The sequence below is a fragment of the Pseudomonas sp. Tn43 genome (assembly GCF_014192635.1).
Taxonomy (GTDB): Bacteria; Pseudomonadota; Gammaproteobacteria; order Pseudomonadales; family Pseudomonadaceae; genus Aquipseudomonas.
Map to the genome: position 1 here is coordinate 202,979 of NZ_JACHYG010000002.1, position 26,164 is coordinate 229,142.

Below are 26,164 nucleotides of genomic sequence, written 5' to 3' on the forward strand. Positions count from 1 at the left end.
TTAGATGTCGATGACTTCCATCTCGCGCAGCACCTCGGCGACCGCCGCCACTGCGGCGTGCATTTCGGCCTGGTTGACGTGGCCGATGCAGCCGACGCGGAAGGTTTCGACCTGGGTCAGTTTGCCGGGGTAGAGGATGAAACCCTTGGCCTTGACCCGCTCGTAGAATTCCTTGAACTGATAGCGCGGGTCTTTCGGCGCGTGGAAGGTAACGATGATCGGTGCCTGGATCGCGGCGGGCAGGAAGCTGCGCAGCCCTAATCTGGCCATTTCCTCGAGCAGCACCTGGCAGTTATTGGCGTAGCGCTGATGCCGAGCGGGCAAGCCGCCTTCTTCGTTGTATTGCAGCAGCGCTTCGTGCAGTGCAGCGACCACGTGGGTCGGCGGGGTGAAGCGCCATTGGCCGGTCTTGGCCATGTAGGTGTGCTGGTCGAACAAGTCCATCGCCAGTGAATGCGAATTGCCAGCGGCACTGGCCAGCGCTTCTTTGCGAGCAAAAACGAAGCCCATCCCCGGGACGCCTTCCAGGCATTTGCCCGAGGCAGCGATCAATGCGTCGAACGGCACATCTTGGGCGTCAATCGGCAGGGCGCCAAACGAGCTCATGGCGTCGATGATCAGGCGTTTGCCGTGTTGCTCGATGACGTGGGCGATGTCCGCCAGCGGATTGAGAATGCCGGTGCTGGTTTCGCAGTGAATCAGCGCAACGTGGGTGATGCTGGCATCGGCACGCAGCAGGCGGTCGACGTCGGCGGCGGTGGTCGGTTCGTCTTCGGCGGTTTCGAACGTGCTGAACGAACGGCCGAGCACTTCGCAGATTTTCGCCAGGCGTTTGCCGTAGGCGCCGTTGATCAGCACCAGAACCTTACCGTCGCGAGGCACCAATGTGCCGATGGCCGCTTCGACCGCGAACGTGCCGCTGCCTTGCAACGGCACACAGTGATGGCTGTCAGCGCCGTTGATGATCGCCAGCAATTGTTCACAGAGGCTGGCAGTCAATTGATTGAAGCGGTCATCCCATGACCCCCAGTCGACCATCATTGCCTGACGGGTGCGGCTCGATGTGGTCAATGGGCCGGGGGTGAGCAGGATGGGCTCGGCAGTACTCATTCTTGTGTCCTCGCAAAAGCTCAGTGGGATGAAGCTACGGGACATAAATTGCAATTCGGTGAGCTATCAATCAAATTGTTTGTTGTTATGCCAGCCATCAGTGAGGGTTATTCATGAATCTGTTCCAGCTGCGCGCCTTCGATGCCGTGGCCCGCGAAGGCAGCTTCACTCGCGCCGCCGAGCGCCTGTTTATCAGCCAACCGGCCGTCACCGGGCACATCAAGGCGCTGGAGGAGCACTACCAGATCACCTTGTTGCGCCGCACCGCGCGGCGCGTCGAGTTGACGGAGGAGGGCACCAAACTGGCGGCCATCACCCGTGCGATGTTTGGGCTGGCCGAAGAGGCCCAAGTGATGCTGGAAGCCAACCGGCAGTTGCTCACCGGGCGCCTGGAAGTGGCGGCGGATGGGCCGCACATGGTCATGCCGATGCTTGCCAGTCTGCGTGCGCGTTATCCGGGGATCACCGTGAACCTGCGGTTGGGCAATGCCCAGGAAACATTGGCGGCGTTGCTGTCCGAGCATGCCGACGTGGCGGTGCTGACCGAGGTCGAGCCGCGCAAGGGGCTGCACTTGCAAGCGCTGAGCGAGTCGAGGATTTGTGCGTTGGTGCCCGCAGGTCATCCGTGGTCGCAGAAATCGAAAGGAGTGCCGCTCAAGGATCTGGACCAGGTGATCATGGTCTTGCGTGAACCGGGTTCGATTACCCGACGCACATTCGACGATGCCTGCGCTCAGGCCAAGGTCAATCCACGGGTGTTGCTGGAGCTGGACAGCCGCGAGGCGGTGACCGAGGCCGTAGCCGCCGAACTGGGCGTGGGGATTGTGTCGTCGGTGGAAGTCAGCCATGACCCGCGAGTGGCGGCAGTACCGATGATTGGCGAAGGTCTGATCAATCGGCACATGATCGGGTGCATGGAGCGACGGCGGGATTTGCGGTTGATACAGGCGTTTTTCGGGTTGGCGCCCTATCCGAATTGATCGTGGAGCCCCCGTAGGAGCTGCCGAAGGCTGCGATCTTTTGATCTTCGCATTTAAAAGCCAAATCAAAAGATCGCAGCCTTCGGCAGCTCCTACGGGGGACCGTGTATCAACTCAAGCTTTCGTGAACCATCTCCAGAAACGTCGCCACCACTCGCCGCGAACTCTGCTCGCGCAAGCACACCAGCGTTTCCGTCAGCCGCCGTGTGCAATCGGTAATCGGCAATGCGCACACTCGCGAATCCGCGCCGAATTCCGCGGCCGACACCACCCCCACACCAATCCCGACCACCACTGCCTCGCGCGCCGCTTCCCGGCCTTCGACTTCAATCGCCGGACGGATGCGCAACCCCGCCCGGGCCATTTCTTCTTCCAGGGTTTGCCGTGTCACCGAGCCGATTTCCCGCAGCACCAGCGGTGTGTCGTCCAGGTCCGCCAGGCAGATGGACTCACGATCGGCCCATGGATGATGGCGTGAAACGAACGCCACCATCGGGTCATTGCGCAGCGGCAACGAGAGCAAACGTTCGTCGCTGACATCGCGGCCCAACAGGGCCAGATCGGCCTGGTAGTTGAACAGCCGAAACAGCGATTCGTCGGTGTTGCCGGTTTCGATTTTCACGCTGATGCCGGGGTAGCGCTCGCAGAACCGCGCGATTTGCGGCAACACATGCACCGGCGCATCCACCGCCAGAATCAGGCTGCCGGTCTGCAACGCCTGAGAGGCGTGAAGCAACTCCTGGGCCTCGGCTTCGATGACGAACAGCCGCTGGGTGATGCTCAACAGGCGCTCGCCCAGATCAGTCAGGCGCACGGAGCGCTTGTTGCGGTGGAACAGCAACACACCGAAACGCTCTTCAAGCTTGCGCACTTGATCGGAAATCGCTGGTTGCGTCAGAAACAGCCGCTCGGCGGCCTTGGTAAAGCTTCCGTGGACCGCTACGGCGTGGAAGGCTTTGAGCTGGGCGTGGGATACCGACATCGAACTCTCCAGTAACGGCCAGTAACAAGCTGAGCTTATATTGGAAATACGATAAATCGATTTCACTTATTAATCAGTAATTGTTTTTATCCGCTTCAGCCCCGGTGACTGCTCAGTCGAAACAGCACCGGCGGCCATGAGCCTGTGCGTGCAATCAGCAGGACTCATCTGACCGGTATCGCCTCAGGGAACGGGTGATATCGCAGTGCTCAACAATAAAAACACAGGCGTTTTCTTCCAATTCTGCCGGCACACTCACCCCCGAGGTCAGAACCACAATGAACAGTTCCATCGGTACCATCAAGCGTTGGCGCGTGCAGATTTTCGCCATTACCTGGCTCGCGTATGCGGCGTTCTATTTCACCCGTAAAGCCTTTTCCGTGGCCAAACTGGGGATCGCCGAAGACCCTACGTTCACTCTCGACAAAATGGCCATGGCCAATCTGGACGCCATCTACCTGGCGGCTTACGCCATCGGGCAATTCACCTGGGGCATCCTGGCCGACCGCTTCGGGCCACGGGTCGTGGTGCTCGGCGGATTGCTGATTTCCGCGATAGCCGCGCTGGTGATGGGCAGCTTTGCCACATTGCCGATTTTCGCCACGTGCATGCTGATTCAAGGGCTGGCGCAGTCCACCGGATGGTCGGGGTTGTGCAAGAACATCGGCAGTTTCTTTCCCGCCGAGCAACGTGGGCGAGTGTTGGGTTTATGGAGCTCCTGCTACGCCTTTGGCGGGCTGGTGGCATCGCCGTTTGCAGGCTGGTGGGCGTACACGCTGATCGGCACCTGGCAGGCGGCGTTCATTTCCAGTGCGGCGGTGGTTGGGCTGGTCGCCGTGCTGTTTTTTATTTTTCAACGCAACAAACCGGAAGACGTCGGCTTGCCGGCGGTGGAGCCGGAACCTGCATTAACCGCCAAAGAGGCGCACGCTCAAAGCAAGATCAGCGTTCTGGAGCCGCTGCGTGAAATCCTGCGCAATCGCACGGTGTTGGTGCTGGGGCTGGCGTACTTTCTGTTGAAACCGGCGCGCTACGCGATTCTGCTGTGGGGGCCGGTGATCGTTTTCGAGCAAATGCCCACAGTGGGCAAGGTCGGCGCAGCGATCATCCCTACCGCGTTCGAACTGGCCGGGTTGCTCGGGCCGATCCTGCTGGGCCTTGCCTCAGACAAACTGTTCGGTGCCCGACGCATGCCGGCCTGTGTATTGAGCTTGTTGGCGCTCACGGTTTCCCTGGCGCTGTTCATGGGCGCGTTGCATACCGGCAGCGTGTTGCTGGTGGTGGCGCTGCTGTTCGTCATGGGCCTGACCCTGTACGGGCCGGATTCGATGATCAGCGGCGCGGCGGCCATCGATTTCGGCACCGCCAAGGCCGGTGCCACGGCAGCGGGATTCGTCAACGGTTGCGGCTCGGTTGGGGCGATTCTCGGCGGGCTGCTGCCAGGTTACTTCGACTCGGTCACGGTATTCATCGTTTTTGCCGGTTGCGCGTTGTTTTCAGCGCTGGTGTTGATTCCTCACTGGAACAGTCGTCCGGCGGGTCTGCGGGCCGAAACAGCCTTTGTGCCTAACCAACCGATAACCGTAAAACCCCTGCGTACATAAGGATTACCCCCATGAGACCTTACTGGCTGGAACAGGCGCTGGCGGCCGAGTCCTGCGCGCCGTGCGAACCTTTATCCGGTAATACCCGCACCGACGTCTGTATTGTCGGTGGCGGCTACACCGGCTTGTGGACCGCCATCATGCTCAAGCAGCAGCACCCCGAACTGGACGTGCTGCTGATCGAAGCAGACATCTGCGGTGCCGGTGCCAGTGGACGCAACGGTGGTTGTGCGCTGTCCTGGTCGGCCAGGTATTTCACCCTGGAGCGGTTGTTCGGCGTCGAGGAGGCGGTGCGGCTGGTCAAGGAATCCGAGCGCAGCATCCACGCCATCGGCGCCTTCTGCGAACAGTACGCGGTGGACGCCGATTACCGTCTCGACGGCACGCTCTACACCGCCACCAACCACGCCCAATGCGGCTCGACCGACGCGGTGATTGCCGCGCTGGAGCGCAACGGCATCAACTCTTTCACCCAGCGACCATTAGCGGATGTACAGCGAATGGCCGGTTCCGGTAAACACCTGGAAGGCTGGTTTTCTCCGGCTGCTGCGAGTATTCAGCCGGGTAAACTGGTGCGCGGCTTGCGTCGGGTGGCCTTGCAGCTGGGAGTGAGGATTCATGAAAACACGGCGATGACCGGCTTGTTGGAGGGTAAGCCTGCGCAGATTAAAACTCCCCATGGCACAGTCCGCGCCGACCGGGTGGTGCTGGCGATGAATGCCTGGATGGCCCGGGCGTTTCCACAGTTCGAACGCAGTGTGGCGATTGTTTCCAGCGACATGCTGATCACCGAGCCACGGCCGGATTTGCTCCACGAGATCGGTTTGACCAGCGGCGTGACAGTGCTTGATTCGCGGATTTTCGTGCACTACTACCACAACACCCCGGACGGTCGAATCATGCTCGGCAAGGGTGGCAATACCTTCGCCTACGGTGGTCGAATGCTGCCGGTGTTCGATCAGCCATCGCCTTATGCCGGCTTGCTGCAGCACAGCCTGAGCGAGTTCTTCCCGGCGTTCGCCAAGGTCAAGGTCGAGGCCACCTGGAACGGGCCTTCGGATCGTTCTGTTACCGGTTTACCGTTCTTCGGCCAGATGAGCGCCAGCGGCAATGTGTTCTACGGTTTCGGTTATTCCGGCAGTGGCGTCGGGCCTTGCCATATGGGCGGGCAGATTCTTGCCTCAATGGTGCTGGGGCTGGACAACGCCTGGACGCGTTCGCCTTTGGTGAATGGCCCGTTGGGCTTTTTTCCGCCCGAGCCGATCCGCTACCTCGGCTCATTGATGGTGCGCAACGCCATCCGCCGCAAGGAACGCGCCGAGGATCATGGGCGCCGACCACGGCACCTCGATGTGCGGCTCGCCAAATTTGCCGCGGTTGCGGGCAAGGCCGACAAGGGGTGAAACTCAAGGTGCGAGATCCGGGCGGTTGACCAGCCAATCGAGCAGCAGGCGGCCATCGCGGCGCGGCTCGGGAGCAGGCCGGGAAGGCTTCGGATGGCCCATGCCGGCACACAGCACCGGCCTGTCCGGATCGCTGTCCAGAAAACTGATCAATACGTCGGTGCCGGCCGTGGGCAGTCTGTCCGGATCGATCCGACCGTTCGGCGTTGTCAGGGCGACCGGTAGCCAGAGACCGGCCGCTTCATCCGTCTCCAACGTTGGCGTCGGCCATAGCCTGACCTGTATCCGGCCTTGGTCATCGAGTGCCGCCGGTTGCCCGGCGAGGCCGAGCACTCGGGCGGTCTGATAGCCTGGAATACTCGGCTTGATCTGTTTAAGTGCCGGCCTGAAGACTGTTGACCAAGGGATGGCTGTGAATTGATTGCTGTAGTGCCGCCCCTTGTCGGGCTGATCCTGGGCGAGAATCGAGGGCTGCTGCCCATGGTGCCGGATATCGGTGAGCAACCACTGATCGTTGAAACTGGAAAGCGGATGCTGCGCCACTTGCAGGATCCGTCCACTGCACAATTCGCTCTGGTTGCTTTGGCCGTGGATCTGCCGTTGCGGGCAACGCAGGCGTTCCAGGCGTCGGCGGCTGAGCTGGTCTTGATGAAGCTGCGCGGGTGCTGGACGTGCCGTTACCGGGCCCGTTCTGGCGAGCATGTGATTCGCCGCGCCATCGCCGATCACCGGCGCGCCGCGGTTTCTGGCGTCCCATCGCGCCGGGGCGGGGGTCAGCTCATGGCGCTGGAACAGTTCGCTGATCACCGGCAACCCGGCGCCATTGAATGTGTCGTCCTGGAACGGCATCAATAATGGCTCCTGGGGGAAACTCAAGCTGTCATCGGCCAGCACCAGCAGGTGTCCGTCGGGCTGATGTTCGAAGTGATAGTGGATGCCTTCTTCTTCGCATAGCCGCTGCAGGAAAGCCAGATCGCTTTCATCGTACTGAATACAAAAAGGCCGGGGCGGGTAGCAGCCGTTTGCCAGTTCGAAACGGTAGCTGTGTTCGGGTAATTGATGCTCCTCCAGCAATTGACGCACGATTGCGGGGACGCTGAGACGATGAAACACCCGACGCGAACAGTGTCGATCCAAGTGTTGCAGACGGGGCGTCAGCACCAGGGAATAGCCGACCCGGTGCGGGCCGCGATGTTCGCGACTGACGCTGTGGATCACGCCGTGAATGCCCTGGTCATCCGCCAGCCGCAAAAACGCCGGTTGTTGCAGCCATTGGTCGAGGTGCATCGGCGGTGCGAAGCCGATCACGTCGATGTCGAATCGATAGGGCTGGTTGAGACCTTCACGGCCGCTGAACTGCAACACCTGCAAACTCAAACCGCCGTCGAGCAGTGTCAGGGTAAAGGGGCTTTCCTTATCGTTGTGCATCAAACGCGCTTCTGCCAGGGGAGGATGGGGCGCAGAGGGTACGAAACCACAGCCCTGAAGCGTCACCGCAAATCGACTTTTCAGAATCGCCCTACAAACACTGGTGAAGATGTCGATGCGTGACGAGGCGAAGATCCTGGAATTTTTGGTCGATTGGCATCTTTAGGCCGTATAAACTTGCGCCATGCGTCGGCCAATAGATGTCTCGGCGCCACAGATCAAGAGAGTGAGTAATGGGCGCACAGTGGAAGGTTAAACACAAAGAAGCGGCAGCCAACGCCAAGGGCAAGATCTTCGGCAAACTGGTGAAAGAAATCACCATTGCTGCGCGCAACGGTGCCGATACCGCCACCAACGCACACCTGCGTCTGGTGGTCGAACAGGCGAAAAAAGCCTCGATGCCCCGCGAAACCCTGGAACGCGCGATCAAGAAAGGCTCCGGCCAGCTCGGCGAAACCGTGCAGTACCATCGTGTGACGTATGAAGGGTTCGCACCGCATCAGGTGCCGCTGATCGTTGAATGCGTGACTGACAACATCAACCGCACCGTCGCTGAAATCCGCGTCGCCTTCCGCAAGGGCCAGTTGGGCGCTTCCGGTTCGGTGGCCTGGGACTTCAACCACGTCGGCATGATCGAGGCGTCCCCGGACAGCCCGGACGCCGATCCGGAAGTGGCCGCGATCGAAGCCGGTGCCCAGGATTTCGAGCCAGGCGAAGACGGCGCGACGCTGTTCCTGACCGAACCTGCGGACCTGGATGCGGTCCAGAAAGCGCTGCCTGAGCAGGGTTTCACCGTATTGTCGGCCAAGTTGGGCTACCAGCCGAAGAACCCGGTCAGTGGCTTGAGCGATGAGCAGATGGCAGAAGTCGAAGCCTTCCTCGAAGGCCTCGATAACCACGATGACGTGCAGGACATGTTTGTCGGGTTGGCGGGTTAAGCGGTCCCGACAGTTTGTGGTCTGACTTGTGGCGAGGGCCTTGTGGCGAGGGGGCTTGCCTGTGGCGAGGGGGCTTGCCCCCGTTCGGTTGCGCAGCAGCCGTCGCTTTTGGGGGCGCTTCGCAACCCAACGGGGGCAAGCCCCCTCGCCACAGGTCCACCATGTCCCCGGTCCAAACAGTATGTTTTGCGGTCAGAAACCATTCAACTCCCGCACAACCTCACTGAACCCCGGCCGCGCCAGCACATCCGGCTGACAGCAGCGCTGCTGTAAATCCTCTAACGCGACCCGCTGATCTTCGTTTAACCCCGAGTCGATCCGCGCCAGCAATTCCCCCAGCAAAACCCCGAACGCCCGCACTTCGATCCGTTGCAGCGCGCGGCTTTCAAGGCTGTCTGCGGTGGCATGGAACGATGCCGCGCCAAAATCCCCCAACAGGCAATCACCGTGTTCATTCCACAGGATGTTGTGAGCATAGAGGTCGCCATGAGTGATGCCTTGGCGGTGCAAATGTTCAGCCACTGAAGCAATGCCACTGGCGATGCGCAACGCCACGCCAGCGCTGAACCGGGTATCGTCGGCGTAGACGTCGCGGGTGCAGGACGCCAGGCTCGGCAGCCCGGCCAGGTTGCGGTAACTCGGATCGATCAATTGCATCACCAGCCCGGCCGTTTGCTGCGGGTGATCGACAATTCGGCCCTCGACCCGGATCAGATTGGGGTGCAAGCCGGCGGTGATGCAGGCATTCATCTCATGCAGCGGTGAGCCATCGCTGGTCATTTCGCCTTTGTAGAGTTTTACCGCGACATGTCTGGTTTGTTCCCACAACGCCTGATAAATGACTCCGGACGCGCCTTCACCCAGTTTCTTCTCCAGGCTCAGCCCCGACCATGAAATGCTCGCCGTGGCTTCAAGCGCCGCCGCATCGGCTTCGGTTTCCAGCGGGTTACCGGCATACGCCAGCCAAGTCAGGCTCGGCAGGGTCAGCAGCCATTCGGGGAGTTCGGTGAGCTGATTGGCGGCGATACGGATCAGTTCGAGTCGATGGCACTGGCTCAGGCTTTCGGGCAAACGCTGTAACCGGTTGCCGGCGAGCATGAGCTTTTGCAGATGCGGGCGTTCACCCAGTTCAGTCGGCAGGCTCGTGAGGCGGTTGTCAGTCAGGATCAGCCAGCGCAGCAGTGGCGGCAGGGCGGCGCCGGGCACATTTTCGATGGCGTTGGCCTTGAAACCGATCATCGTCAGCGCGGCGCATTGACCGAGGCAGGCGGGCAGTTCGGTAAACAGGTTGTCCGAGCAGAACAGCACGCGCAGCCGGGTCAGGCGATGCAAATCATCCGGCAGGCTGCGCAAGGCATTGCCGCTGAGGTTGAGCACTTCCAGCGAGTCCGCCAGGTCGAAGATTTCCCGGGGGAATTCTGTCAGGCCGCAGGCCAGGTCCAGACGGGTGATGCCCGACAATTGGCCGGCGCGCAGTTGGGCGAGGGTATCCATGGGCAAGTTCGCTATTGATCAGGAGAAGGGCCTGGTGGCCCTGAAAATGGGCGACATGATAGCGGGAAAGTCGGGCTTGGCCTCGTCGATCGCGATCGCAGTCGTCAGATACTGCTTCATCGCCTCGACCTGACCACGGGTCTTGTCGGTGGTTAGGACGGACCCAATGTGTGCGAGCCTGCTCGCGATGGCGGTGTATCAGTCGACATTGAATGTTGAGTGTACCGGCCTCATCGCGAGCAGGCTCGCACACAGGGGAATGGTGGTGATCAGAACTGCGCAGTTTGCTTGAGCATCTGCGCCGCCGGTGTATCACTCGGGCTGACCATCGCGTAGTTGTAACCGGCCCCCGACCAATACTCGGCCTGCAACTCACCATCGTTGCGGCTCCCCCGAGGCAGGAGGAAGTTTTTCGGCCCGGGTGGACGGACGTAGAAGCTGACTTTATGGCCGCTCTGATTTTCATAAACCACCATCGCCGCCGGCCCTTGTTCAGTGCTGAGCAACCGTCCGCTGACGGGTGTGTATCCAGAAGCGGTCAGGTTTGGCAGGCGTTGCGCCTGACTGAAATACCGGTCGAGCCAGCCCTGCATATCGCCGTCATCGCTGACTTTGTAGTCCGCCGGCAGGATGCCTTGCTGGGCAATCAATCGGTAGGCCTGCATGGCATCGGTCATCGGCAGGGAGGTGCTGACCAGGGTCATTTGTCGCGCCTGCCAACCGCCCAGTCCGCCGACACTGACCGCCATCAGCAACACCGCGGCGCTGGCCAGATGGCGGCGCGACTGGCGTGCGACTCGCTGGCGAATCATCGCCGGGTCGAGTTGCGGGTTGGCCGGTTGTTGCAAGGCGCCGCTCAGGGCTGCGCGCAATTGTTGGGCATCGTGTTGCCAGGCGCGAACTTGCGCCGCCACCTCGGGATTGCCGGCCAGATAAATCTCCACCCGATGGCGGTCGGCGTCGCTGAGTTGGTGATCGATGTAGGCGTGCAGGTCGCATTCACTGGGAGGCATGCTGATCATTTGAGTCTCCGCAGAGAAGGGGGAGCGATTTCGCCGTCGCTGAGCTGGCGCAAGGCCTGACGTGCGCGGGACAGACGCGACATCACGGTGCCGATGGGAACCTCGAGAATCTCGGCGACCTCCTTGTAACTCAAGCCTTCCACCGACACCCAGAGCAGCAATGCACGCTGCTCGGTGTTGAGTCGATCGAACGCTTGCAGGGTCGATTGGGCAATCACCGTACGTTCTACCGAAGGCTGCGCATCGTCACCTCCGGTAAAAAAATCGAGCATGCGTGCATAACGTCGGGAGCGGCGACGGGCGTCCAGAAACTGCCGATAAAGAATTGCAAACAGCCAGGCGCGCAAGTCGCCCTCGGGACGTTTGCTGTCCCAATTCGACAGCGCCCGTTCAAGACTGGCTTGCACCAGATCGTCGGCGCTGCTGGGGTTGCGCGTCAGCGATACGGCGAAACGCCGCAGCCTGGGAATGATTTCACGCAAATGTCCGTCGAGGTTGTTCATGGAAAAAGCGTGTTCTCTGGCGGTGATGATGGGCACTGAAAAGAAGGACGCCGGCCGCAGCAGGTTATTCCCTCTGAAAGAAAATTTTGTAGGAGATTTCTGATGGATTTGTAATCCATGTAATGGCATCGAACTTCGTGGCTCAACCATGCAGCGCACAGGCAATCAGCCCAGCTTACTAACCAGGCTGCGCAGATCACCCGTGCTTGAACATTGATTGAGCCTGAAGAGATTTTTTGACATGCAAGAGTGCCAAGTTCCCCTTGAATCGGCAGCGGCCTGCTCGCTGCTTTCCAGCGATGCCCAGCAAGCGTGGCAGCGATTCGGTCGTGGGCCAACGGTTCGGCCAGATTTTCCGCTGATCCATCACGCCATCGAAGCTCAAGCCGCGGCCAACCCGCGAGGCATTGCTGCTCATCATCTGGAGGAGACCATTAGCTATGGCGAATTAAACCGGCAGGCCAACCGACTGGCCGCAGTGTTACGTCAGAAGAGCGTGAGCCCGGGCGATCACGTGGCCTTGTTTGTGGAACGTTCCATCCCGATGCTGGTGGGCATCCTGGCAGTATTGAAAGTGGGCGCTGCCTATATCCCTCAACACGTGGGGATTACTCCCGCCGCGCAATTGCGCCACATCATGGAAGTGGCCTCCACGCGTGTGGTGCTGACGCTGTCGAGCCTCGAGTCGCGAATTCCCCTGGCGTCACAGCAGCTCTGCATTTGCCTCGATGAGTTCATGAAGCTGGAATCAACGGCCGCAGACGACCTCAATGAGGGCTATTCGCTGACCGCGACACCAGACCCACAGTGTTTTGTTCTGTTCACCTCCGGCACCACTGGCCTGCCCAATGGGGTGCGGGTGACCCAACGCAATGTGTGCAACATTCTGCTGACAGCGCCTGGCAATCTCGGCCTGCGCCCCGGGCTCAAGGTGGGGCAGATACTTAACATTGCCTTTGACATGGCGGCCTGGGAAATACTCGGTTGTCTGGCTCATGGCGCAACGTTGATGATCCGTGGCAAGGACATCGGCCAGACTGCCGAACAATGCGATGTGCTGATCGCCACGCCCTCGATTCTCGGCACACTCGATCCCTTGCGTTGTCAGCAAATCAAGGTCGTGGCCCTTGCCGGAGAGCCGTGCCCGCAACCTCTGGCGGATCGCTGGTCCTCGTTCTGCACTTTCTACAATGCCTGTGGCCCGACCGAAACCACCATTATCAATACCCTGCAGCATTACCGGGGCGCAGGTGCGTTGACGATAGGCAAACCCACGCCCAACAACACGGTGTACGTACTGGACGAGGCGGGCCAGCTCTGCAACGTGGGTGAGCAAGGCGAGATGTGGGCCGGTGGCGACTGTGTGACGGCCGGTTATTTGGGGAACCCGGCGCTGACCGCCGAGCGTTATCGGCCTGATCCGTTTCTGGGGCAGGGCCGGATGATGTTCCGCACACGTGATCTGGGGCGCTGGACAGCCAACGGAGAACTTGAACACCTGGGACGCGTCGATGATCAGGTCAAGGTCAGAGGGTTTCGAGTAGAGCTTGACGCTGTTTCGGCCGCTCTGGAATCAACGGACCGCTGCGAGCGGGCGGTCACGTTGAAACTCGACAGTCGCCATCTGGTGGCCTTCGTCTATCCGCTTGCCACGGACATCGATGCTGCAAGACGTCGCTGTGAAGAACGGCTTGCCTACTATTGCGTCCCTTCGCTGATCCTCGCTGTGGAGCACATTCCACTGACATCACGGGGCAAGGTCGACAAGCGCTTGTTGCTGGAATGGGCGATGACGCATCAGGCCGACCTCGATGCGGCAAGCAGGCAAGGGGTGAGCGCATGAGCGGGATGATTCCGGCCACCACGCTGCCCGCAAAACGCGCGTTATGGCGGCGATTGGGAACGTTGTCGATATTTTCACATTACAACCGTCTGGTTGCCTTGGTGCTTGCGCTCAATATTGCAGCGCTGGCGCATGGGCTGACCGCGGGGCAGTGGTGGACATCCTCGGGGATTGTGCTTGAGGCGCTGTCGGGTTTGGTGGTGGCCAATCTGTCGATGGCGATTTTGATTCGCCAGCAATACATCATCAATCTGCTGTTCTGGCTGGCAACCCGGGCGCCCACTTGCTGGCCACTGGCGATTCGCCGCTCACTGGCCAAGGTTTATCACTTCGGCGGCCTGCACAGCGGTGGCGCGCTGGCGGCGATTGGCTGGTTCGCGGTGTTGTGTGGCTCCTTGATCTGGCACTGGACTGCGGGCCTGGGCGAGACTTCCCCGGCCTTGCTGGGCGTAAGCGCCGGATTGCTGAGCATCTTGCTGTTGGTGGCGACGATGGCTCATCCATGGATTCGCGCACGTTTTCATAACGGGTTCGAACGAATGCACCGCTTTGGTGGATGGTCCGCACTGGGCCTGTTCTGGGTTTGGACCGTACTGTTTACCCGGGATCAGAATCCGCAGGTCGCCGTGCACGAGGTGCTATCAACGTCGGTGCCGTTCTGGATGCTGTTTGTGCTGACGTTCAGTATTGCCTTGCCATGGTTTCGCCTGCGCAAAGTGCCGGTGCAACTGATCAGGCCTTCTTCCCATGCGGTGATCGCCCGTTTTGCCCATGTCACGCCGTTTGCCGGCTCGTCCAACGCAATCAGTCTCAACCCGCTTATGGAGTGGCATTCCTTTGCCAATATTCCCACACCGGGTGAAGCGGGTTTTCGCCTGATCATTTCCCGGGCGGGTGACTGGACCGGCGAGCTGATCGAGCAGATGCCGACTCATGTCTGGGTCAAAGGCATCACCACCGCTGGCGTGGCCCATATCGAAACCCTGTTCAAATCGGTGGTGTACATCGCCACGGGCAGTGGCATCGGGCCGGTGTTGCCCCATTTGCTGGCCAAACAGGTGCCGATACGTCTGGTCTGGTCGACGCGTAGCCCCCGAAAAACCTACGGTGACGAACTGGTGGAAGAGATTCTGCGGGCCAATCCTGACGCCTTGATCTGGGACACCGATGTGCTCGGCAAGCCAGACCTTGTGCATCTGGCCTATGACGCCGTTCGAACGTTCGGTGCCGAGGCGGTGATCTGCATTTCGAACCAGACGCTCACTCAGCGAGTGGTTGAGGAAATGGAGGGGCGGGGCATTCCGGCCTATGGCGCAATCTGGGATTCCTGATGCTGGCCAAGCGTATTTTTCATTCAAACCTTTCACCCGCATCCAAAGAGGTCACCATGCACACACTGATCGAACGTCTTGATCGAGTGGTATTGATTCGTCTCAATCGTCCCCAGGCCAGGAATGCTTTGAGCTCGGCCCTTATGCGCGAACTGCTGGACACCTTGCAACGACTGGATCGCGACCCCGGCGTCGGTTGTTTCGTGATCACCGGGACGCAGGATTTTTTTGCGGCTGGCGCCGATATCAAGGAAATGTACGAAAAGTCTTATCTGGACATGGTTCACGAGGATTATTTTGCCGAGTGGGAAGCCTTTGCCGCGTTACGTACGCCCAAGCTGGCCGCTGTTGCCGGTTATGCCTATGGCGGCGGTTGTGAGTTGGCCATGATGTGCGATCTGATCTTCGCCGCGGATACGGCTTGGTTTGGCCAACCGGAAATCAAATTGGGGGTGATGCCTGGCATGGGAGGCACCCAGCGTCTGACACGCCTGATCGGCAAGGCGAAAGCCATGGACATGATTCTGACCGGACGCTCGATGTCGGCCGAAGAAGCGGAACGGGCAGGACTGGTATCGCGTGTAATCGCTGCCAGCGATCTACTGGAGCAATCCTTGGTGGTCGCGCAGACGATCGCCGGTTTCGCCAAAACCGCCACCTTGGCTGCGCGTGAAGCGGTTGACCGGGCTTTGGAGTCGGGATTGCACGATGGCCTTCTGTATGAGCGCAGAGTGTTTCATGGTTTGTTTGCCACGCAGGGGCAAAAGGAAGGTATGCAGGCGTTTCTGGAGAAGCGTGCCCCGCGTTTTAACCGTGTTTGAGGAGGCTTGAGGATCCGCCGCTCGCGGCGCTTTGAAAGAAACTACAGTTCAGGGGGAATAATCCTACGTGACGTTCGTCTCATAGGTCTTTTCCCCCGATGCCCTGGAGACTTTCATGGTTGATCGTTCATCTACAACAGGGCCCTCTCGGCCACCGTTGAGTGCCGCGAGCCTGACATTGCGCCTGACCGGCATTGCCGTGGTGGTCGCGGCGCTGGCCGGGGCTTTTGCCTACGTCAATGGCACGCTCGACCCACAACGCCTGACGCCAAAAGACTTGATCAATGTGCTGGAGAAAAATAACGGCGTGCACCCGGGATTCCGTCGCAATCACGCCAAAGGCGTGTGCGTGATCGGGCATTTCGAAAGCAGCAACCAGGCGCGCGAATATTCCAGTGCCCAAGTATTCAATGAAGCGCGGACCCCGGTGGTGGGGCGTTTCGCGCTGCCTGCCGGCAATCCTTACGCGCCGGACAACAGCGTGCCGATCCGCAGCCTGGCGCTCCGTTTTACCCAGGCCAACGGTCAGCAGTGGCGCACCGGGATGAACAGCATGCCGGTGTTCCCGGTGGGCACGCCCGAGGCGTTCTATCAGTTGCAACAAGCACAGTCACCGGATCCGGCAACCGGCAAACCGAATCCGGCGGCGGTGTCAGCGTTCTTTGGTTCTCACCCTGAAGCCGCGCCGTTTCTGGCCTGGATCAAGACGGCCAAACCTTCTGCCAGTTACGCGACAGAGACTTATAACAGCGTCAACGCGTTTTACCTGGTGAACGCGGCCGGTCAGCGGCAAGCGGTGCGTTGGAGCATGACGCCAGTGGCTCAGGACGCGGCCGGTGCAACGGCCGCCGAGGGCAGTGATTTCCTGGAGAAAGACTTGGTGCAGCGCTTGTCTGCCGGACCGCTGCGTTGGCAGTTGAACATCACCTTGGCGAACCCTGGGGACCCGACCAACGATGCGAGCAAAGCCTGGCCCGACGGCCGAAAAGTGCTGAACGCGGGCACGCTGGTGCTCGAAAGCACCCAACCGCAACTCAATGGCGAGTGCCGTGACATCAACTACGACCCACTGGTATTGCCCAGCGGTATCGAAGGCTCCGACGACCCGCTGCTCGCCGCTCGCTCAGCGGGTTACGCCCGTTCTTACCTGCGCCGCGCCAGCGAAGTGAAGCAGTTACCCAACGCCAAACAGGAGTCTCAACAATGAGCGCTCAACCGACTCATTTCGCGCCATTGGCGCGGCTGCTGCACTGGCTGATGGCGCTGATGATCCTCTCGATGCTGTTTATCGGCGCGGGCATGGCCGCCTCGGTATCCGAACGCCATCAGTGGCTGATCCAGCTGCACAAACCTTTGGGCGTTGCGATTCTGCTGCTGGTGATCGTGCGTCTGGCCGTGCGTTTTTCGACCCGCCAACCACCGCTGCCGGCAGACCTGCCAGCCTGGCAAGCGTTCGCGGCCAAGGCTTCGCATGCGCTGCTGTATGCCTTGATGCTGATTTTGCCGCTACTGGGCTGGGCAATGATTTCGGCCGCTGGCGATCCGGTAATGCTCAGTAGTTCGTTGCAGTTGCCGTCGATTCTGCCAGCGAATGCGCAGGTGTTTGCGTTCCTGCGCAACGCGCATGGGTACCTGGCGTACCTGCTGTTTCTGACCGTGTTGCTGCATTTGGCGGCGGCGTTGTTTCACGGTTGGGTGCGTCGGGATGATGTGCTGAACAGCATGCTGCGGGGTAAGGATCGCGGGTGATCCGGGTTGCTGAAAAATGTGGCGAGGGGCTTGCCCCCGTTGGGTTGCGAAGCAGCCCTAAATGCGACAGGTCAGGCATACCGCGTTTAATCGGTTTACGACTGCTGCGCAGCCGAACGGGGGCAAGCCCCCTCGCCACAGGTGTTGGGTGTTTTGGTGGCGAGCGTCATCCAGCAATAAATCAGCGCCACCGCATTGATGCCCGGAAGATTGTGTGCGGATCGCTGCCCAGTGAAAACTTCAAAAGATCGCAGCCCTCGGCACAAGCCTGCGATCTTTTGACCCAAGGACATTCAGCGCAGGATATCGACCATGTCGGCGATGGTTGTCAGCACATCCTTGCCCAATTGCTTGGAGCGTTTGCCGGACCAGCCGGTCAGTGGGTTCGGTGCGTCATTGTGGTCTTTGAAGGGCATTTCCAGGGTCAGCGACAGGCAGTCGAACTTCTGGCCGACGCTGTTGCAGGCCAGGGTCATGTTGGCTTTGCCCGGCTCGTCGCGGGTGTAGCCATGTTTGGTCTGGAAGTCTTTGGTCTGATGTTTCAGATGACTGCGGAAATGCTCTTCGAGTTTTTCGATGCGCGGCGTATAGCCCGGGTTGCCTTCGCAACCGGCGGTGAACACGTAGGGGATTTCTTCATCGCCATGGATGTCGAGGAACAGGTCGACGCCGTATTTTTCCATCTGCTGCTGAACGAACAGTACTTCCGGGGTAGCTTCCTGGCTGGCGCTCTGCCAGGCGCGGTTCAGGTCCTGGCCCATGGCGTTGGTACGCAAATGACCGTGGAAGGCGCCGTCCGGGTTCATGTTCGGCACCAGGTACAGGTCGGCGCTGGCGAGGAATTTTTTCAGCACCGGATCGTCGTGTTTTTCCAGACGCTCGATAACCCCTTCCATGAACCACTCGGCCATGTGTTCGCCGGGGTGTTGCTGGGCAATGATCCAGACCTTGCGCTGACCTTCGGCACCCGTACCTTTGCGCAATAACTGGATGTCGCGACCTTCAACGCTTTTGCCGGTGGCGAGCAATTCGGCGCCGGCTTTGGTCAATGCCTGTTCGATCAGCCAGTCATGACGGCTCCGGCTGTAAGGTTCGAAATAGGCGAACCAGGCATGGGTGGCAGTGGCTTCGAGACTGAAACGCAGGCAGTCACCTTCGAAGATGGTTGGCACCCGGAACCAGTTGACGTGGTCATAGGACGCCACTGCCTGATAGCCATCCCAGGCTTTGTTGTACGAGGATTTACTGGCGTTGTTCAGGCGAAACCAATGCTCTTCACCGACATGCAGACCGCTGGCCTTGAAGTGAAACCACTGGAAATGCTGGCTGCGAGTGTCTGGCTTGATCGCCAGCAGCGCTTGCAGAGGATTGCTGATGTCCAGCACTTCGATGTTGCCACTGTCGAAGTTCGCGCTGATGTCGAAAGAAGATCTAGCCACGGCCATAACCAATTCCTGCATATGATTTTTATGGCTGCTACTTTACACGCAAGGGAGCGAGAAACCGGGGGAAATTGCGAGGGTAAAAAGGGGGGGCGTCCTCCTTGACGCCGATGCAGCTTAGAGACTGTGCAAGTGATTCTCAAGTGCTATTTTTCGTTAGTTTGGCCCAATGCTGCCGGGCTTCTCTTGCCAACAGATATTCTTTTGATATCATCCGCGCCAATCGAATTTGCAGCACCCACAGACTTCATTAGCCTGAAGCCATAAGCCAGAAAACTGGCAAAAAAAAGACCCGGCAAAAAGCCGGGTCAAAAACCGTGATTAGCCTGATGAGGAGATAGTCCAGGAGACCGACCTAAGGTCCCTGGTCCATCGACTGATCTCGCGACCAGCTGCATGCAATAATAATCATTATCATTTGCAAGTCAAATGTTTTTATCTGCGTGATTGGAAAATTCTTTCCTTTCTCCTCCAGCGTATTCGCCTCAGTCCTGCTATGCCCCTTCCAGGGATCGGTCGACCATCGCCTTGGCCATGTCGATCATGTGCACCGTCGAAAATGCCAGATCCCGGCTTGCGCCCTGCAGCTGGTTGGCTGATTCATGCGCGGTGGCAGCGGCACAGCGCAACAGATCCGAAGCATGGACCAACGCCTCTTCGCTGCTGATGTTACGGTTCACATCGAAGAAACGTTCTTCGCTGGCCTCATCTGACACAGCTGGTTTCAAGTAATAGTCCAGTGCCCGCTGCGCGGCGGCCGAGCCTTTTGGCGAATTGAGTGTGGTGTCGAATTGCATGTCGGGCAGGGTAATGCTGGGAATGGTCATGACGATGGCAAGCTCCGTGAGAGATTCAAATCCGTGAGCCCAGCTTAGTACTTACTGTATTTGTGTCTTTAATTTAAATACTACAATTTGTGTTTTGTTGGTCGGAGTCCCCCACGTATCGTGCCGCACATGGATAAATGGATTGAATTGGTCAAGGCCAAAATGAGTGAACTCAAAGTCACTCAAGAAATACTCGCCGAGCGCATCGGAATGTCCCAGGGCGGTGTCGGCCATTGGCTGAATAAACGTCGCCAGCCCGGCATTCAAGAGATGAACCGTGTCTTGCAGGCGCTGGGAATGGACTACCTTGAAGTCGCGATGGTGATCCGTGAACCGCAAGCCTCTCAGGATGATGAGCAAATCCCCCTGACGCAAAAGTACAACCCGTACTTTCGCTACCCGGTCAGTGATTGGCGGGAAACCGGGGAGGTGCGCGATGGCGAACTATCGGCTTACGGCGCCTCATCGACTGCCAGCACGCCGCGCTTCGAGCTGTCCGATTACCATGCCCAGGGCGCGGCGTTCTGGTTGGTGGTGGTCGGTGATGCGATGACTGCACCCACGGGGGTGAGCATTGCCGCGGACATGTTGATTCTGGTGGACCCGGCCATCGTGCCCGAGCCTGGCAAACTGGTGATCGCCCAATGGCCCGGCAGCGCCGAGGCGGTTTTTCGCAAGCTGATCGAAGAGGGCGGGCAGCGTTACCTGGTCCCGCTCAATCCGACCTATCCGAAAGCCCTTTTCACCGAGGAATGCCGAATTATCGGCGTAGTGGTTCAGGCGACTGCCAAATTCTAATCAGATCGGTCCTCGCAACGCGTAGGACCGATCTTCATTTCACGCCGGTTCCAACTCCACCAATGCACTGCCTTCGCTGACCATTTCGCCTTCCTGGCAATACAACGCTTTGATAATCCCAGCGTGAGGCGCGCGAATGCTGTGCTCCATTTTCATCGCTTCCAGCACCACCAATTGCGCCCCGGCGTCGACCGTTTGCCCAGCCTCCACCAGCACTCGCACGATGCTGCCGTTCATGGGCGCGGTGAGTCCGCCCTGATGGCTGTGACTGGCTTCGACGGCACTGATCGGGTCATACGGCTCGATGCGGCGCAGCTCACCATCCCATTGCAGATACAGCGTATCGCCCCGGCGGATTGCCCGGTGCTGGCGGCGCAAACCGTTGTGTTCGGTCAGCAGGGATTCACCCTTGAGCTGCGCGGTATGAGCATCGGCATCACCCAAAGTCAGCGCCCGGTCTTGCTCTTCGCAACTCAAATGCAGGGTGAATTCTGTAGGCAGCCCAATACGCAAACCATTGTTAATCGCCCAAGGCGAACTCAAGTCATCGGTGCGTGAAACAGTCGGCTGGCTTTGCGCGAACGCCTGGGCGGCGGCTTGCCAGAATTCATCGCTGAGGTCTGAAGGTGCTGGCAGCAGCTGTTCCTGATATCGCGGAATAAAACCGGTATCCAGTTCTGCCGCGGCAAATGCCGGGTGGCCGATGATCCGGCGCAGGAAGTTGATGTTGGTCTTCAATCCGCCGATGGCAAACTCATCGAGCATGCTCAGCAAACGCAGCCGCGCCTGCTCACGGTCTTCACCCCAGGCGATCAGCTTGCCGAGCATCGGGTCGTAGAACGGCGAAATTTCGTCGCCTTCTTCGACGCCACTGTCGACGCGACGCCCCGGCCCTGCGGCGGATTCGCGATACAACGCCAGACGCCCGGTGGCTGGCAGAAAATCGTTGCCCGGGTCTTCGGCATACAGCCGCACTTCGATCGCATGACCGATCAGCGGTACCTGATCCTGGGTTATCGGCAACGCTTCACCACGCGCTACGCGGATCTGCCAGGCCACCAGATCGAGGCCGGTGATGGCTTCTGTCACCGGGTGCTCCACTTGCAGGCGCGTGTTCATCTCCATGAAGAAGAACTCACCGCGCGCATCCAGCAAAAACTCCACAGTGCCGGCGCCGACGTAACCGATGGCCTGTGCCGAGCGCACAGCGGCTTCGCCCATGGCGCGACGCAGTTCCTGGCTCAGGCCTGGGGCGGGCGCTTCCTCGACGACTTTCTGATGCCGGCGCTGGATCGAGCAATCACGTTCATTGAGGTACAGACAGTTGCCATGCTGGTCGGCGAATACCTGGATTTCCACGTGACGTGGCTTGAGCAGGTATTTCTCCACCAGCATCCGCGAGTCGCCGAATGATGACTGCGCTTCACGTTGCGCCGAGGCCAGGGCTTCAGCCAGTTGGCTGACGTCCTCGACGACTTTCATGCCTTTACCGCCGCCGCCCGCCGTGGCTTTGAGCAGCACCGGATAACCGATGCGTGCGCAAGCATCGCGGAAGGTGTCGAGGTCTTGGGCTTCGCCGTGATAGCCGGGAACCAGTGGCACGCCTGCAGTTTCCATCAGGGCCTTGGCCGCGGACTTGCTGCCCATCGCGTCGATGGCCGAGGCGGGCGGGCCGAGGAAGATCAGGCCGGCCGCTTCAATTGCGCGGGCGAACCCGGCGTTTTCCGAGAGAAAACCATAACCGGGATGAATCGCCTGAGCGCCGCTGGCTTTCGCGGCGGCGATCAGTTTGTCGATTTGCAGGTAACTGTCGGCGGCTTTGCTGCCGCCCAGATCAACGCGGATATCGGCTTCGCGACTGTGCCGGGCATCGCGGTCGGTGGCGCTGTGCACGGCCACGGTGGTCATGCCCAGGGCTTTGGCGGTGCGCATCACCCGGCAAGCGATTTCGCCGCGGTTGGCCACCAGCAAGGTGGTGAGTACAGGTGCGCTCATCAACGCGGCTCCTTGAGGGTGGTTTCGGCTTGCCAGGTTGGCGAGCGTTTTTGCAGGAAGGCGCGCAGGCCTTCCTGGCCTTCGGGGCTGACGCGGATTCGGGCGATGGCGTTTTCGGTGTAGCGCCGCAGCGCCGGGGTCAGCGCGCCGTGGCCGACTTCACGCAGCAAATCCTTGCTGGCGCGCATGGCCGCCGGACTGTTGAGCAGCAGGTTGTCGACCCATTGATCGACTTTCTGCTCCAGTTCAGCCATCGGGTAGCTCTCCGACAACAAGCCGATTTCCCGGGCCCGCTGCCCGCCGAACCGTTCGGCGGTCAAGGCATAGCGGCGTGCTGCGCGCTCGCCGATGGCTTGCACCACGAACGGGCTGATGACCGCTGGTGCCAGGCCGATACGGACTTCCGACAGGCAGAACTGCGCGTCGTCGGCACCGATGGCCATGTCGCAGCAACTGATCAGGCCCAGCGCGCCGCCATAGGCCGCGCCTTGCACCACGGCCAGCGTCGGGATTTTCAGCTTGGCGAGGTTGTACATCAATTCCGCCAGTTCCCGGGCGTCGTCGAGGTTGGTGTGGTAATCGAGTTCGGCCGATTGCTGCATCCAGGCCAGATCGGCGCCGGCGCTGAAATGCTTGCCACGCCCACGGATCAGCAGAAAACGCAGGCTGGCATCGCTCGATACTTTGTCCAGCGCGAGGATCAGTTCGCGGATCATTTCGGCATTGAAGGCGTTGTTCTTTTCTTCACGGCTGAGCCACAAGGTCGCAAAACCTCTTGGATCGCTCAGCAGTTCGAGGGTGTTGAAGTCGCTCATGTTTGTCCGTCTCCACAACTCTATTCTGTAGGATCGAGGCTTGCCCGCGAAGCAAGCGCCGCGGTGTACCTGTTGCACCGCGTCATACCGGTTCGCGGGCAAGTCGGAACACCGCCCGCTCGCTCCTACAAGGTCGGATCACATCCGGAACACGCCGAAGCGGCTCGGTTCGATTGGTGCGTTCAGCGACGCCGACAAGGCCAGGGCCAACACATCGCGGGTCTGCGCCGGGTCGATGACACCGTCATCCCACAACCGGGCGCTGGAATAGTAGGGGTGACCCTGCTCTTCGTATTGATCGAGAATCGGTTGCTTGATCTCGGCTTCCTGCTCGGCGCTGAAACCATGGCCACCGCGCTCGGCTTGCTCACGCTTGACCTGCACCAGCACGCCCGCCGCCTGTTCGGCCCCCATCACGCCAATCCGCGCGTTTGGCCACATCCACAGGAAGCGTGGATCGTAAGCCCGTCCACACATGCCGTAGTTACCGGCACCGAAACTGCCGCCGATGATCACGGTGAATTTCGGCACCTTGGCACACGCCACGGCAGTCACCAGTTTCGCGCCATGCTTGGCAATGCCGCCGGCTTCGTATTTCTGGCCGACCATGAAACCGGTGATGTTTTGCAGGAACAGCAATGGAATGCCGCGCTGGCAGGCCAGTTCGATGAAGTGCGCGCCTTTCTGCGCGGCTTCGGCGAAGAGGATGCCGTTATTGGCGAGTATCGCGATCGGGTAACCGTGCAGGTGGGCAAAGCCGCAGACCAATGTCGTGCCGAACAATGCCTTGAATTCATCGAACACCGAGCCGTCCACCAGACGCGCAATCACTTCGCGCACGTCGAACGGTTGCTTGGCATCCGCCGACACCACGCCATACAACTCGTCACTGCTGTACAGCGGCGCGATTGGCGTGCGTTGTTGCAGTTCGCCCAGTTTGCGCCAATTGAGGTTGGCGACGCTGCGTCGGGCCAAGGCGATGGCGTGTTCATCGCTCTCGGCGTAGTGGTCGGCGACGCCGGAAATCTTGCAGTGGACATCGGCCCCGCCGAGGTCTTCGGCGCTGACCACTTCACCCGTCGCGGCCTTCACCAGCGGTGGGCCGGCGAGGAAAATCGTTGCCTGCTGACGGACCATGATTGCTTCATCGGCCATCGCGGGGACATAAGCACCACCGGCGGTGCACGAGCCCATGACCACCGCAATCTGCGCAATGCCCATAGCGCTCATGTTGGCCTGGTTGAAGAAGATCCGCCCGAAGTGTTCGCGGTCCGGGAACACTTCATCCTGACGCGGCAAGTTGGCGCCGCCGGAGTCCACCAGATAGATGCAGGGCAGGCGATTCTGTTGGGCGATGGTTTGCGCGCGCAGGTGTTTTTTCACCGTCAGCGGGTAATACGAGCCGCCTTTCACAGTGGCATCGTTGGCGACGATCATGCATTCGACGCCTTCCACCCGGCCGATTCCGGCAATTACGCCAGCGGCCGGAACGTCTTCGCCATAGACCGCGTAGGCCGCCAGTTGGCAGATTTCCAGAAACGGCGAACCCGGATCGAGCAGACGATTGATCCGTTCACGCGGCAGCAGTTTGCCTCGCGATGTGTGGCGTTCTTGAGCCTTCGGGCCGCCACCTTGCTGCACTTGGGCGAGCAGGGTGTGCAGGGCGTCGACCTGCTTGAGCATTGCCGCGCTGTTGGCCGCGAACTCCGCTGAACGAGGGTTGAGCTGGGTATGCAGGATAGCCATGTGCAGCTCCGTTTAGCGGGTTTCGTTGAACAGTTCGCGACCGATGAGCATGCGACGGATCTCACTGGTGCCGGCGCCGATTTCGTACAGCTTGGCGTCACGTAGCAGACGACCGGCCGGGAATTCGTTGATGTAGCCGTTGCCACCGAGAATCTGGATCGCGTCGAGGGCCATCCGGGTCGCGCATTCGGCGCTGTAGAGGATGACGCCGGCGGCGTCCTTGCGCGCGGTTTCGCCGCGCTCGCAGGCCTGGGCCACCGCGTAGAGATAGGCGCGACTTGCGTTGAGTTGGGTGTACATGTCGGCGACTTTGCCCTGGATCAGCTGGAATTCGCCGATGCTCTGGCCGAACTGTTTGCGGTCATGGATATACGGAACAATCAGGTCCATGCAAGCCTGCATGATCCCGGTCGGGCCACCCGACAACACAACGCGCTCGTAGTCGAGGCCGCTCATCAGCACTTTCACGCCACCGTTGAGCATGCCGAGGATGTTTTCTTCCGGCACTTCGACGTCATCGAAAAACAGCTCGCAGGTGTTCGAACCGCGCATGCCAAGCTTGTCGAATTTGTTGCTGCGGCTGAAACCCTTCCAGTCACGTTCGACGATGAACGCGGTGATGCCGTGGGGGCCTTTTTCCAGGTCAGTCTTGGCGTAGATCACGTAGGTATTGGCGTCAGGGCCGTTGGTGATCCAGGTTTTGCTGCCGTTGAGTACGTAATGGTCGCCACGTTTGTCGGCGCGCAGTTTCATCGACACCACGTCGGAACCGGCATTCGGTTCGCTCATGGCCAAGGCGCCGATGTGCTCGCCGCTGATCAGTTTCGGCAGGTATTTGCTTTTCTGTTCGTGAGTGCCGTTACGGTTGATCTGGTTGACGCAAAGGTTGGAATGAGCGCCGTAAGAGAGCGCGACCGAGGCCGATCCTCGGCTGATTTCTTCCATGGCGACAACATGGGCCAGATAGCCCAGGCCCGCACCGCCGTACTCTTCCGGCACGGTGATGCCCAGCAGGCCCATGTCGCCGAATTTGCGCCACAGGTCAGCGGGGAACAGGTTGTCGATGTCGATCTGAGCAGCGCGCGGGGCGATCTCTTTGGCGACGAAGGACTGAACCTGATCGCGCAGCATGTCGATGGTTTCACCGAGGGCAAAGTTCAGGGATGGGTAGCTCATGGGGCACCTTTTGGCTTTTTTGTAGGGTGGGGAGGGCAGTGATTCGGCTCTCACCTTTACGTTAACGTAAGCCTGTGACGAATGGCTGTCAATCACCCTTTACGTTAACGTCAACTTGAGCGAGAGTAGAGCCAGTTTCGACACGGTAAAGCGGACC

The 26,164-nt window shown here is 59.9% G+C and carries 23 protein-coding genes; 11 read left to right on the plus strand and 12 right to left on the minus strand.

Annotation, left to right across the window (positions count from 1 at the left end; all coding sequences use genetic code 11):
- Complete coding sequence (locus FHW68_RS05225) at nucleotides 1-1,110, minus strand: 2-aminoethylphosphonate--pyruvate transaminase (protein WP_183679165.1); 1,110 nt, start codon at nucleotides 1,108-1,110, stop codon at nucleotides 1-3.
- 113 nt (nucleotides 1,111-1,223) lie between these two features.
- Between FHW68_RS05225 and FHW68_RS05230 the strand changes: the two genes are divergently transcribed.
- Nucleotides 1,224-2,090: a LysR substrate-binding domain-containing protein gene (locus tag FHW68_RS05230; protein WP_183679167.1), complete on the plus strand. Its 867-nt coding sequence runs from the start codon at nucleotides 1,224-1,226 to the stop codon at nucleotides 2,088-2,090.
- 109 nt (nucleotides 2,091-2,199) lie between these two features.
- Here FHW68_RS05230 and FHW68_RS05235 read toward each other — a convergent pair whose 3' ends face one another.
- On the minus strand, nucleotides 2,200-3,072 hold the full coding sequence (locus FHW68_RS05235; protein ID WP_183679169.1) for a LysR family transcriptional regulator: 873 nt from the start codon (nucleotides 3,070-3,072) through the stop codon (nucleotides 2,200-2,202).
- Nucleotides 3,073-3,350: 278 nt separating this feature from the next.
- On the opposite strand from FHW68_RS05235, the gene FHW68_RS05240 reads away from it, so the two are divergent.
- Entirely contained in the window at nucleotides 3,351-4,676 is a 1,326-nt protein-coding gene (locus FHW68_RS05240) for an MFS transporter (RefSeq protein WP_183679171.1), read from the plus strand.
- A gap of 11 nt (nucleotides 4,677-4,687) precedes the next feature.
- Nucleotides 4,688-6,079 (plus strand): FAD-dependent oxidoreductase, encoded by a 1,392-nt coding sequence (locus tag FHW68_RS05245; protein WP_183679173.1) that lies wholly within the window; start codon nucleotides 4,688-4,690, stop codon nucleotides 6,077-6,079.
- Nucleotides 6,080-6,082: 3 nt separating this feature from the next.
- Here FHW68_RS05245 and FHW68_RS05250 read toward each other — a convergent pair whose 3' ends face one another.
- Entirely contained in the window at nucleotides 6,083-7,507 is a 1,425-nt protein-coding gene (locus tag FHW68_RS05250; RefSeq protein ID WP_183679175.1) for a type VI secretion system Vgr family protein, read from the minus strand.
- Between the two features lie 233 nt (nucleotides 7,508-7,740).
- Here FHW68_RS05250 and FHW68_RS05255 point away from each other — a divergent pair, with 233 nt between their 5' ends.
- Nucleotides 7,741-8,445, plus strand: coding sequence for a YebC/PmpR family DNA-binding transcriptional regulator (locus FHW68_RS05255; RefSeq protein ID WP_095631600.1), 705 nt, complete (start codon nucleotides 7,741-7,743; stop codon nucleotides 8,443-8,445).
- 192 nt (nucleotides 8,446-8,637) lie between these two features.
- On the opposite strand, the gene FHW68_RS05260 is transcribed toward FHW68_RS05255, so the two are convergent.
- Complete coding sequence (locus FHW68_RS05260) at nucleotides 8,638-9,939, minus strand: protein kinase (RefSeq protein ID WP_183679177.1); 1,302 nt, start codon at nucleotides 9,937-9,939, stop codon at nucleotides 8,638-8,640.
- Here FHW68_RS05260 and FHW68_RS27195 point away from each other — a divergent pair.
- Entirely contained in the window at nucleotides 9,938-10,072 is a 135-nt protein-coding gene (locus FHW68_RS27195; protein ID WP_256582813.1) for a hypothetical protein, read from the plus strand. The two genes, FHW68_RS05260 and FHW68_RS27195, sit on opposite strands and share 2 nt — an antisense overlap.
- Before the next feature lie 136 nt (nucleotides 10,073-10,208).
- On the opposite strand, the gene FHW68_RS05265 is transcribed toward FHW68_RS27195, so the two are convergent.
- Nucleotides 10,209-10,961, minus strand: coding sequence for an anti-sigma factor (locus FHW68_RS05265; protein WP_183679179.1), 753 nt, complete (start codon nucleotides 10,959-10,961; stop codon nucleotides 10,209-10,211).
- Complete coding sequence (locus tag FHW68_RS05270) at nucleotides 10,958-11,464, minus strand: sigma-70 family RNA polymerase sigma factor (RefSeq protein ID WP_183679181.1); 507 nt, start codon at nucleotides 11,462-11,464, stop codon at nucleotides 10,958-10,960. Before FHW68_RS05270 ends, FHW68_RS05265 begins: the two co-directional genes overlap by 4 nt.
- A 241-nt stretch (nucleotides 11,465-11,705) precedes the next feature.
- On the opposite strand from FHW68_RS05270, the gene FHW68_RS05275 reads away from it, so the two are divergent.
- The 5 genes from FHW68_RS05275 (at nucleotide 11,706) to FHW68_RS05295 (ending at nucleotide 17,208) form a co-directional block, all read left to right on the plus strand.
- Nucleotides 11,706-13,307, plus strand: coding sequence for an amino acid adenylation domain-containing protein (locus FHW68_RS05275; RefSeq protein WP_183679183.1), 1,602 nt, complete (start codon nucleotides 11,706-11,708; stop codon nucleotides 13,305-13,307).
- Nucleotides 13,304-14,638 carry a hypothetical protein gene (locus FHW68_RS05280; RefSeq protein ID WP_183679185.1) on the plus strand — a complete coding sequence of 445 codons (1,335 nt, stop codon included), beginning with the start codon at nucleotides 13,304-13,306 and terminating at the stop codon, nucleotides 14,636-14,638. The genes FHW68_RS05275 and FHW68_RS05280 overlap by 4 nt, the downstream gene beginning before the upstream one ends.
- A gap of 56 nt (nucleotides 14,639-14,694) precedes the next feature.
- Nucleotides 14,695-15,459 (plus strand): enoyl-CoA hydratase-related protein, encoded by a 765-nt coding sequence (locus FHW68_RS05285; RefSeq protein WP_183679187.1) that lies wholly within the window; start codon nucleotides 14,695-14,697, stop codon nucleotides 15,457-15,459.
- A 115-nt stretch (nucleotides 15,460-15,574) separates the two neighbouring features.
- Nucleotides 15,575-16,666: a catalase family peroxidase gene (locus tag FHW68_RS05290; RefSeq protein ID WP_183679189.1), complete on the plus strand. Its 1,092-nt coding sequence runs from the start codon at nucleotides 15,575-15,577 to the stop codon at nucleotides 16,664-16,666.
- Nucleotides 16,663-17,208, plus strand: coding sequence for a cytochrome b (locus FHW68_RS05295; RefSeq protein WP_183679191.1), 546 nt, complete (start codon nucleotides 16,663-16,665; stop codon nucleotides 17,206-17,208). Before FHW68_RS05290 ends, FHW68_RS05295 begins: the two co-directional genes overlap by 4 nt.
- Nucleotides 17,209-17,501: 293 nt before the next feature.
- Here FHW68_RS05295 and FHW68_RS05300 read toward each other — a convergent pair whose 3' ends face one another.
- Nucleotides 17,502-18,653 carry a carboxypeptidase family protein gene (locus FHW68_RS05300; RefSeq protein ID WP_183679193.1) on the minus strand — a complete coding sequence of 384 codons (1,152 nt, stop codon included), beginning with the start codon at nucleotides 18,651-18,653 and terminating at the stop codon, nucleotides 17,502-17,504.
- A 491-nt stretch (nucleotides 18,654-19,144) separates the two neighbouring features.
- Nucleotides 19,145-19,477, minus strand: a complete 333-nt coding sequence (locus tag FHW68_RS05305) for a DUF6124 family protein (protein ID WP_183679195.1) — start codon at nucleotides 19,475-19,477, stop codon at nucleotides 19,145-19,147.
- A gap of 129 nt (nucleotides 19,478-19,606) precedes the next feature.
- Here FHW68_RS05305 and FHW68_RS05310 point away from each other — a divergent pair, with 129 nt between their 5' ends.
- Entirely contained in the window at nucleotides 19,607-20,275 is a 669-nt protein-coding gene (locus FHW68_RS05310) for a LexA family transcriptional regulator (RefSeq protein ID WP_095631588.1), read from the plus strand.
- A gap of 39 nt (nucleotides 20,276-20,314) precedes the next feature.
- Here the strand turns inward: FHW68_RS05310 and FHW68_RS05315 are convergent, their stop codons facing one another.
- From FHW68_RS05315 to FHW68_RS05330, 4 genes are all read right to left on the minus strand, one after another.
- Complete coding sequence (locus tag FHW68_RS05315; protein WP_183679197.1) at nucleotides 20,315-22,270, minus strand: acetyl/propionyl/methylcrotonyl-CoA carboxylase subunit alpha; 1,956 nt, start codon at nucleotides 22,268-22,270, stop codon at nucleotides 20,315-20,317.
- The gene (locus FHW68_RS05320; RefSeq protein ID WP_183679199.1) at nucleotides 22,270-23,085 is read right to left on the minus strand and encodes a gamma-carboxygeranoyl-CoA hydratase; all 816 of its coding nucleotides are present in this window, start codon (nucleotides 23,083-23,085) and stop codon (nucleotides 22,270-22,272) included. The genes FHW68_RS05315 and FHW68_RS05320 overlap by 1 nt, the downstream gene beginning before the upstream one ends.
- Before the next feature lie 138 nt (nucleotides 23,086-23,223).
- Complete coding sequence (locus tag FHW68_RS05325) at nucleotides 23,224-24,831, minus strand: carboxyl transferase domain-containing protein (protein ID WP_183679201.1); 1,608 nt, start codon at nucleotides 24,829-24,831, stop codon at nucleotides 23,224-23,226.
- A 12-nt stretch (nucleotides 24,832-24,843) separates the two neighbouring features.
- Nucleotides 24,844-26,007: an isovaleryl-CoA dehydrogenase gene (locus FHW68_RS05330; protein ID WP_183679203.1), complete on the minus strand. Its 1,164-nt coding sequence runs from the start codon at nucleotides 26,005-26,007 to the stop codon at nucleotides 24,844-24,846.
- Between the last annotated feature and the right edge of the window lie 157 nt (nucleotides 26,008-26,164).

Bases quoted from the DNA above. Each gene is read 5' to 3' on its own strand.
- FHW68_RS05235 (WP_183679169.1), bottom strand. From the start codon at position 3,072: ATGTCGGTATCCCACGCCCAGCTCAAAGCCTTCCACGCCGTAGCGGTC.
- FHW68_RS05305 (WP_183679195.1), bottom strand. From the start codon at position 19,477: ATGACCATTCCCAGCATTACCCTGCCCGACATGCAATTCGACACCACA.
- FHW68_RS05265 (WP_183679179.1), bottom strand. From the start codon at position 10,961: ATGATCAGCATGCCTCCCAGTGAATGCGACCTGCACGCCTACATCGAT.
- FHW68_RS05285 (WP_183679187.1), top strand. From the start codon at position 14,695: ATGCACACACTGATCGAACGTCTTGATCGAGTGGTATTGATTCGTCTC.
- FHW68_RS05240 (WP_183679171.1), top strand. From the start codon at position 3,351: ATGAACAGTTCCATCGGTACCATCAAGCGTTGGCGCGTGCAGATTTTC.
- FHW68_RS05225 (WP_183679165.1), bottom strand. From the start codon at position 1,110: ATGAGTACTGCCGAGCCCATCCTGCTCACCCCCGGCCCATTGACCACA.
- FHW68_RS05330 (WP_183679203.1), bottom strand. From the start codon at position 26,007: ATGAGCTACCCATCCCTGAACTTTGCCCTCGGTGAAACCATCGACATG.
- FHW68_RS05295 (WP_183679191.1), top strand. From the start codon at position 16,663: ATGAGCGCTCAACCGACTCATTTCGCGCCATTGGCGCGGCTGCTGCAC.
- FHW68_RS05230 (WP_183679167.1), top strand. From the start codon at position 1,224: ATGAATCTGTTCCAGCTGCGCGCCTTCGATGCCGTGGCCCGCGAAGGC.
- FHW68_RS05255 (WP_095631600.1), top strand. From the start codon at position 7,741: ATGGGCGCACAGTGGAAGGTTAAACACAAAGAAGCGGCAGCCAACGCC.
- FHW68_RS05310 (WP_095631588.1), top strand. From the start codon at position 19,607: ATGGATAAATGGATTGAATTGGTCAAGGCCAAAATGAGTGAACTCAAA.
- FHW68_RS05320 (WP_183679199.1), bottom strand. From the start codon at position 23,085: ATGAGCGACTTCAACACCCTCGAACTGCTGAGCGATCCAAGAGGTTTT.
- FHW68_RS05300 (WP_183679193.1), bottom strand. From the start codon at position 18,653: ATGGCCGTGGCTAGATCTTCTTTCGACATCAGCGCGAACTTCGACAGT.
- FHW68_RS27195 (WP_256582813.1), top strand. From the start codon at position 9,938: ATGGGCAAGTTCGCTATTGATCAGGAGAAGGGCCTGGTGGCCCTGAAA.
- FHW68_RS05280 (WP_183679185.1), top strand. From the start codon at position 13,304: ATGAGCGGGATGATTCCGGCCACCACGCTGCCCGCAAAACGCGCGTTA.
- FHW68_RS05270 (WP_183679181.1), bottom strand. From the start codon at position 11,464: ATGAACAACCTCGACGGACATTTGCGTGAAATCATTCCCAGGCTGCGG.
- FHW68_RS05245 (WP_183679173.1), top strand. From the start codon at position 4,688: ATGAGACCTTACTGGCTGGAACAGGCGCTGGCGGCCGAGTCCTGCGCG.
- FHW68_RS05275 (WP_183679183.1), top strand. From the start codon at position 11,706: ATGCAAGAGTGCCAAGTTCCCCTTGAATCGGCAGCGGCCTGCTCGCTG.
- FHW68_RS05325 (WP_183679201.1), bottom strand. From the start codon at position 24,831: ATGGCTATCCTGCATACCCAGCTCAACCCTCGTTCAGCGGAGTTCGCG.
- FHW68_RS05250 (WP_183679175.1), bottom strand. From the start codon at position 7,507: ATGCACAACGATAAGGAAAGCCCCTTTACCCTGACACTGCTCGACGGC.
- FHW68_RS05315 (WP_183679197.1), bottom strand. From the start codon at position 22,270: ATGAGCGCACCTGTACTCACCACCTTGCTGGTGGCCAACCGCGGCGAA.
- FHW68_RS05290 (WP_183679189.1), top strand. From the start codon at position 15,575: ATGGTTGATCGTTCATCTACAACAGGGCCCTCTCGGCCACCGTTGAGT.
- FHW68_RS05260 (WP_183679177.1), bottom strand. From the start codon at position 9,939: ATGGATACCCTCGCCCAACTGCGCGCCGGCCAATTGTCGGGCATCACC.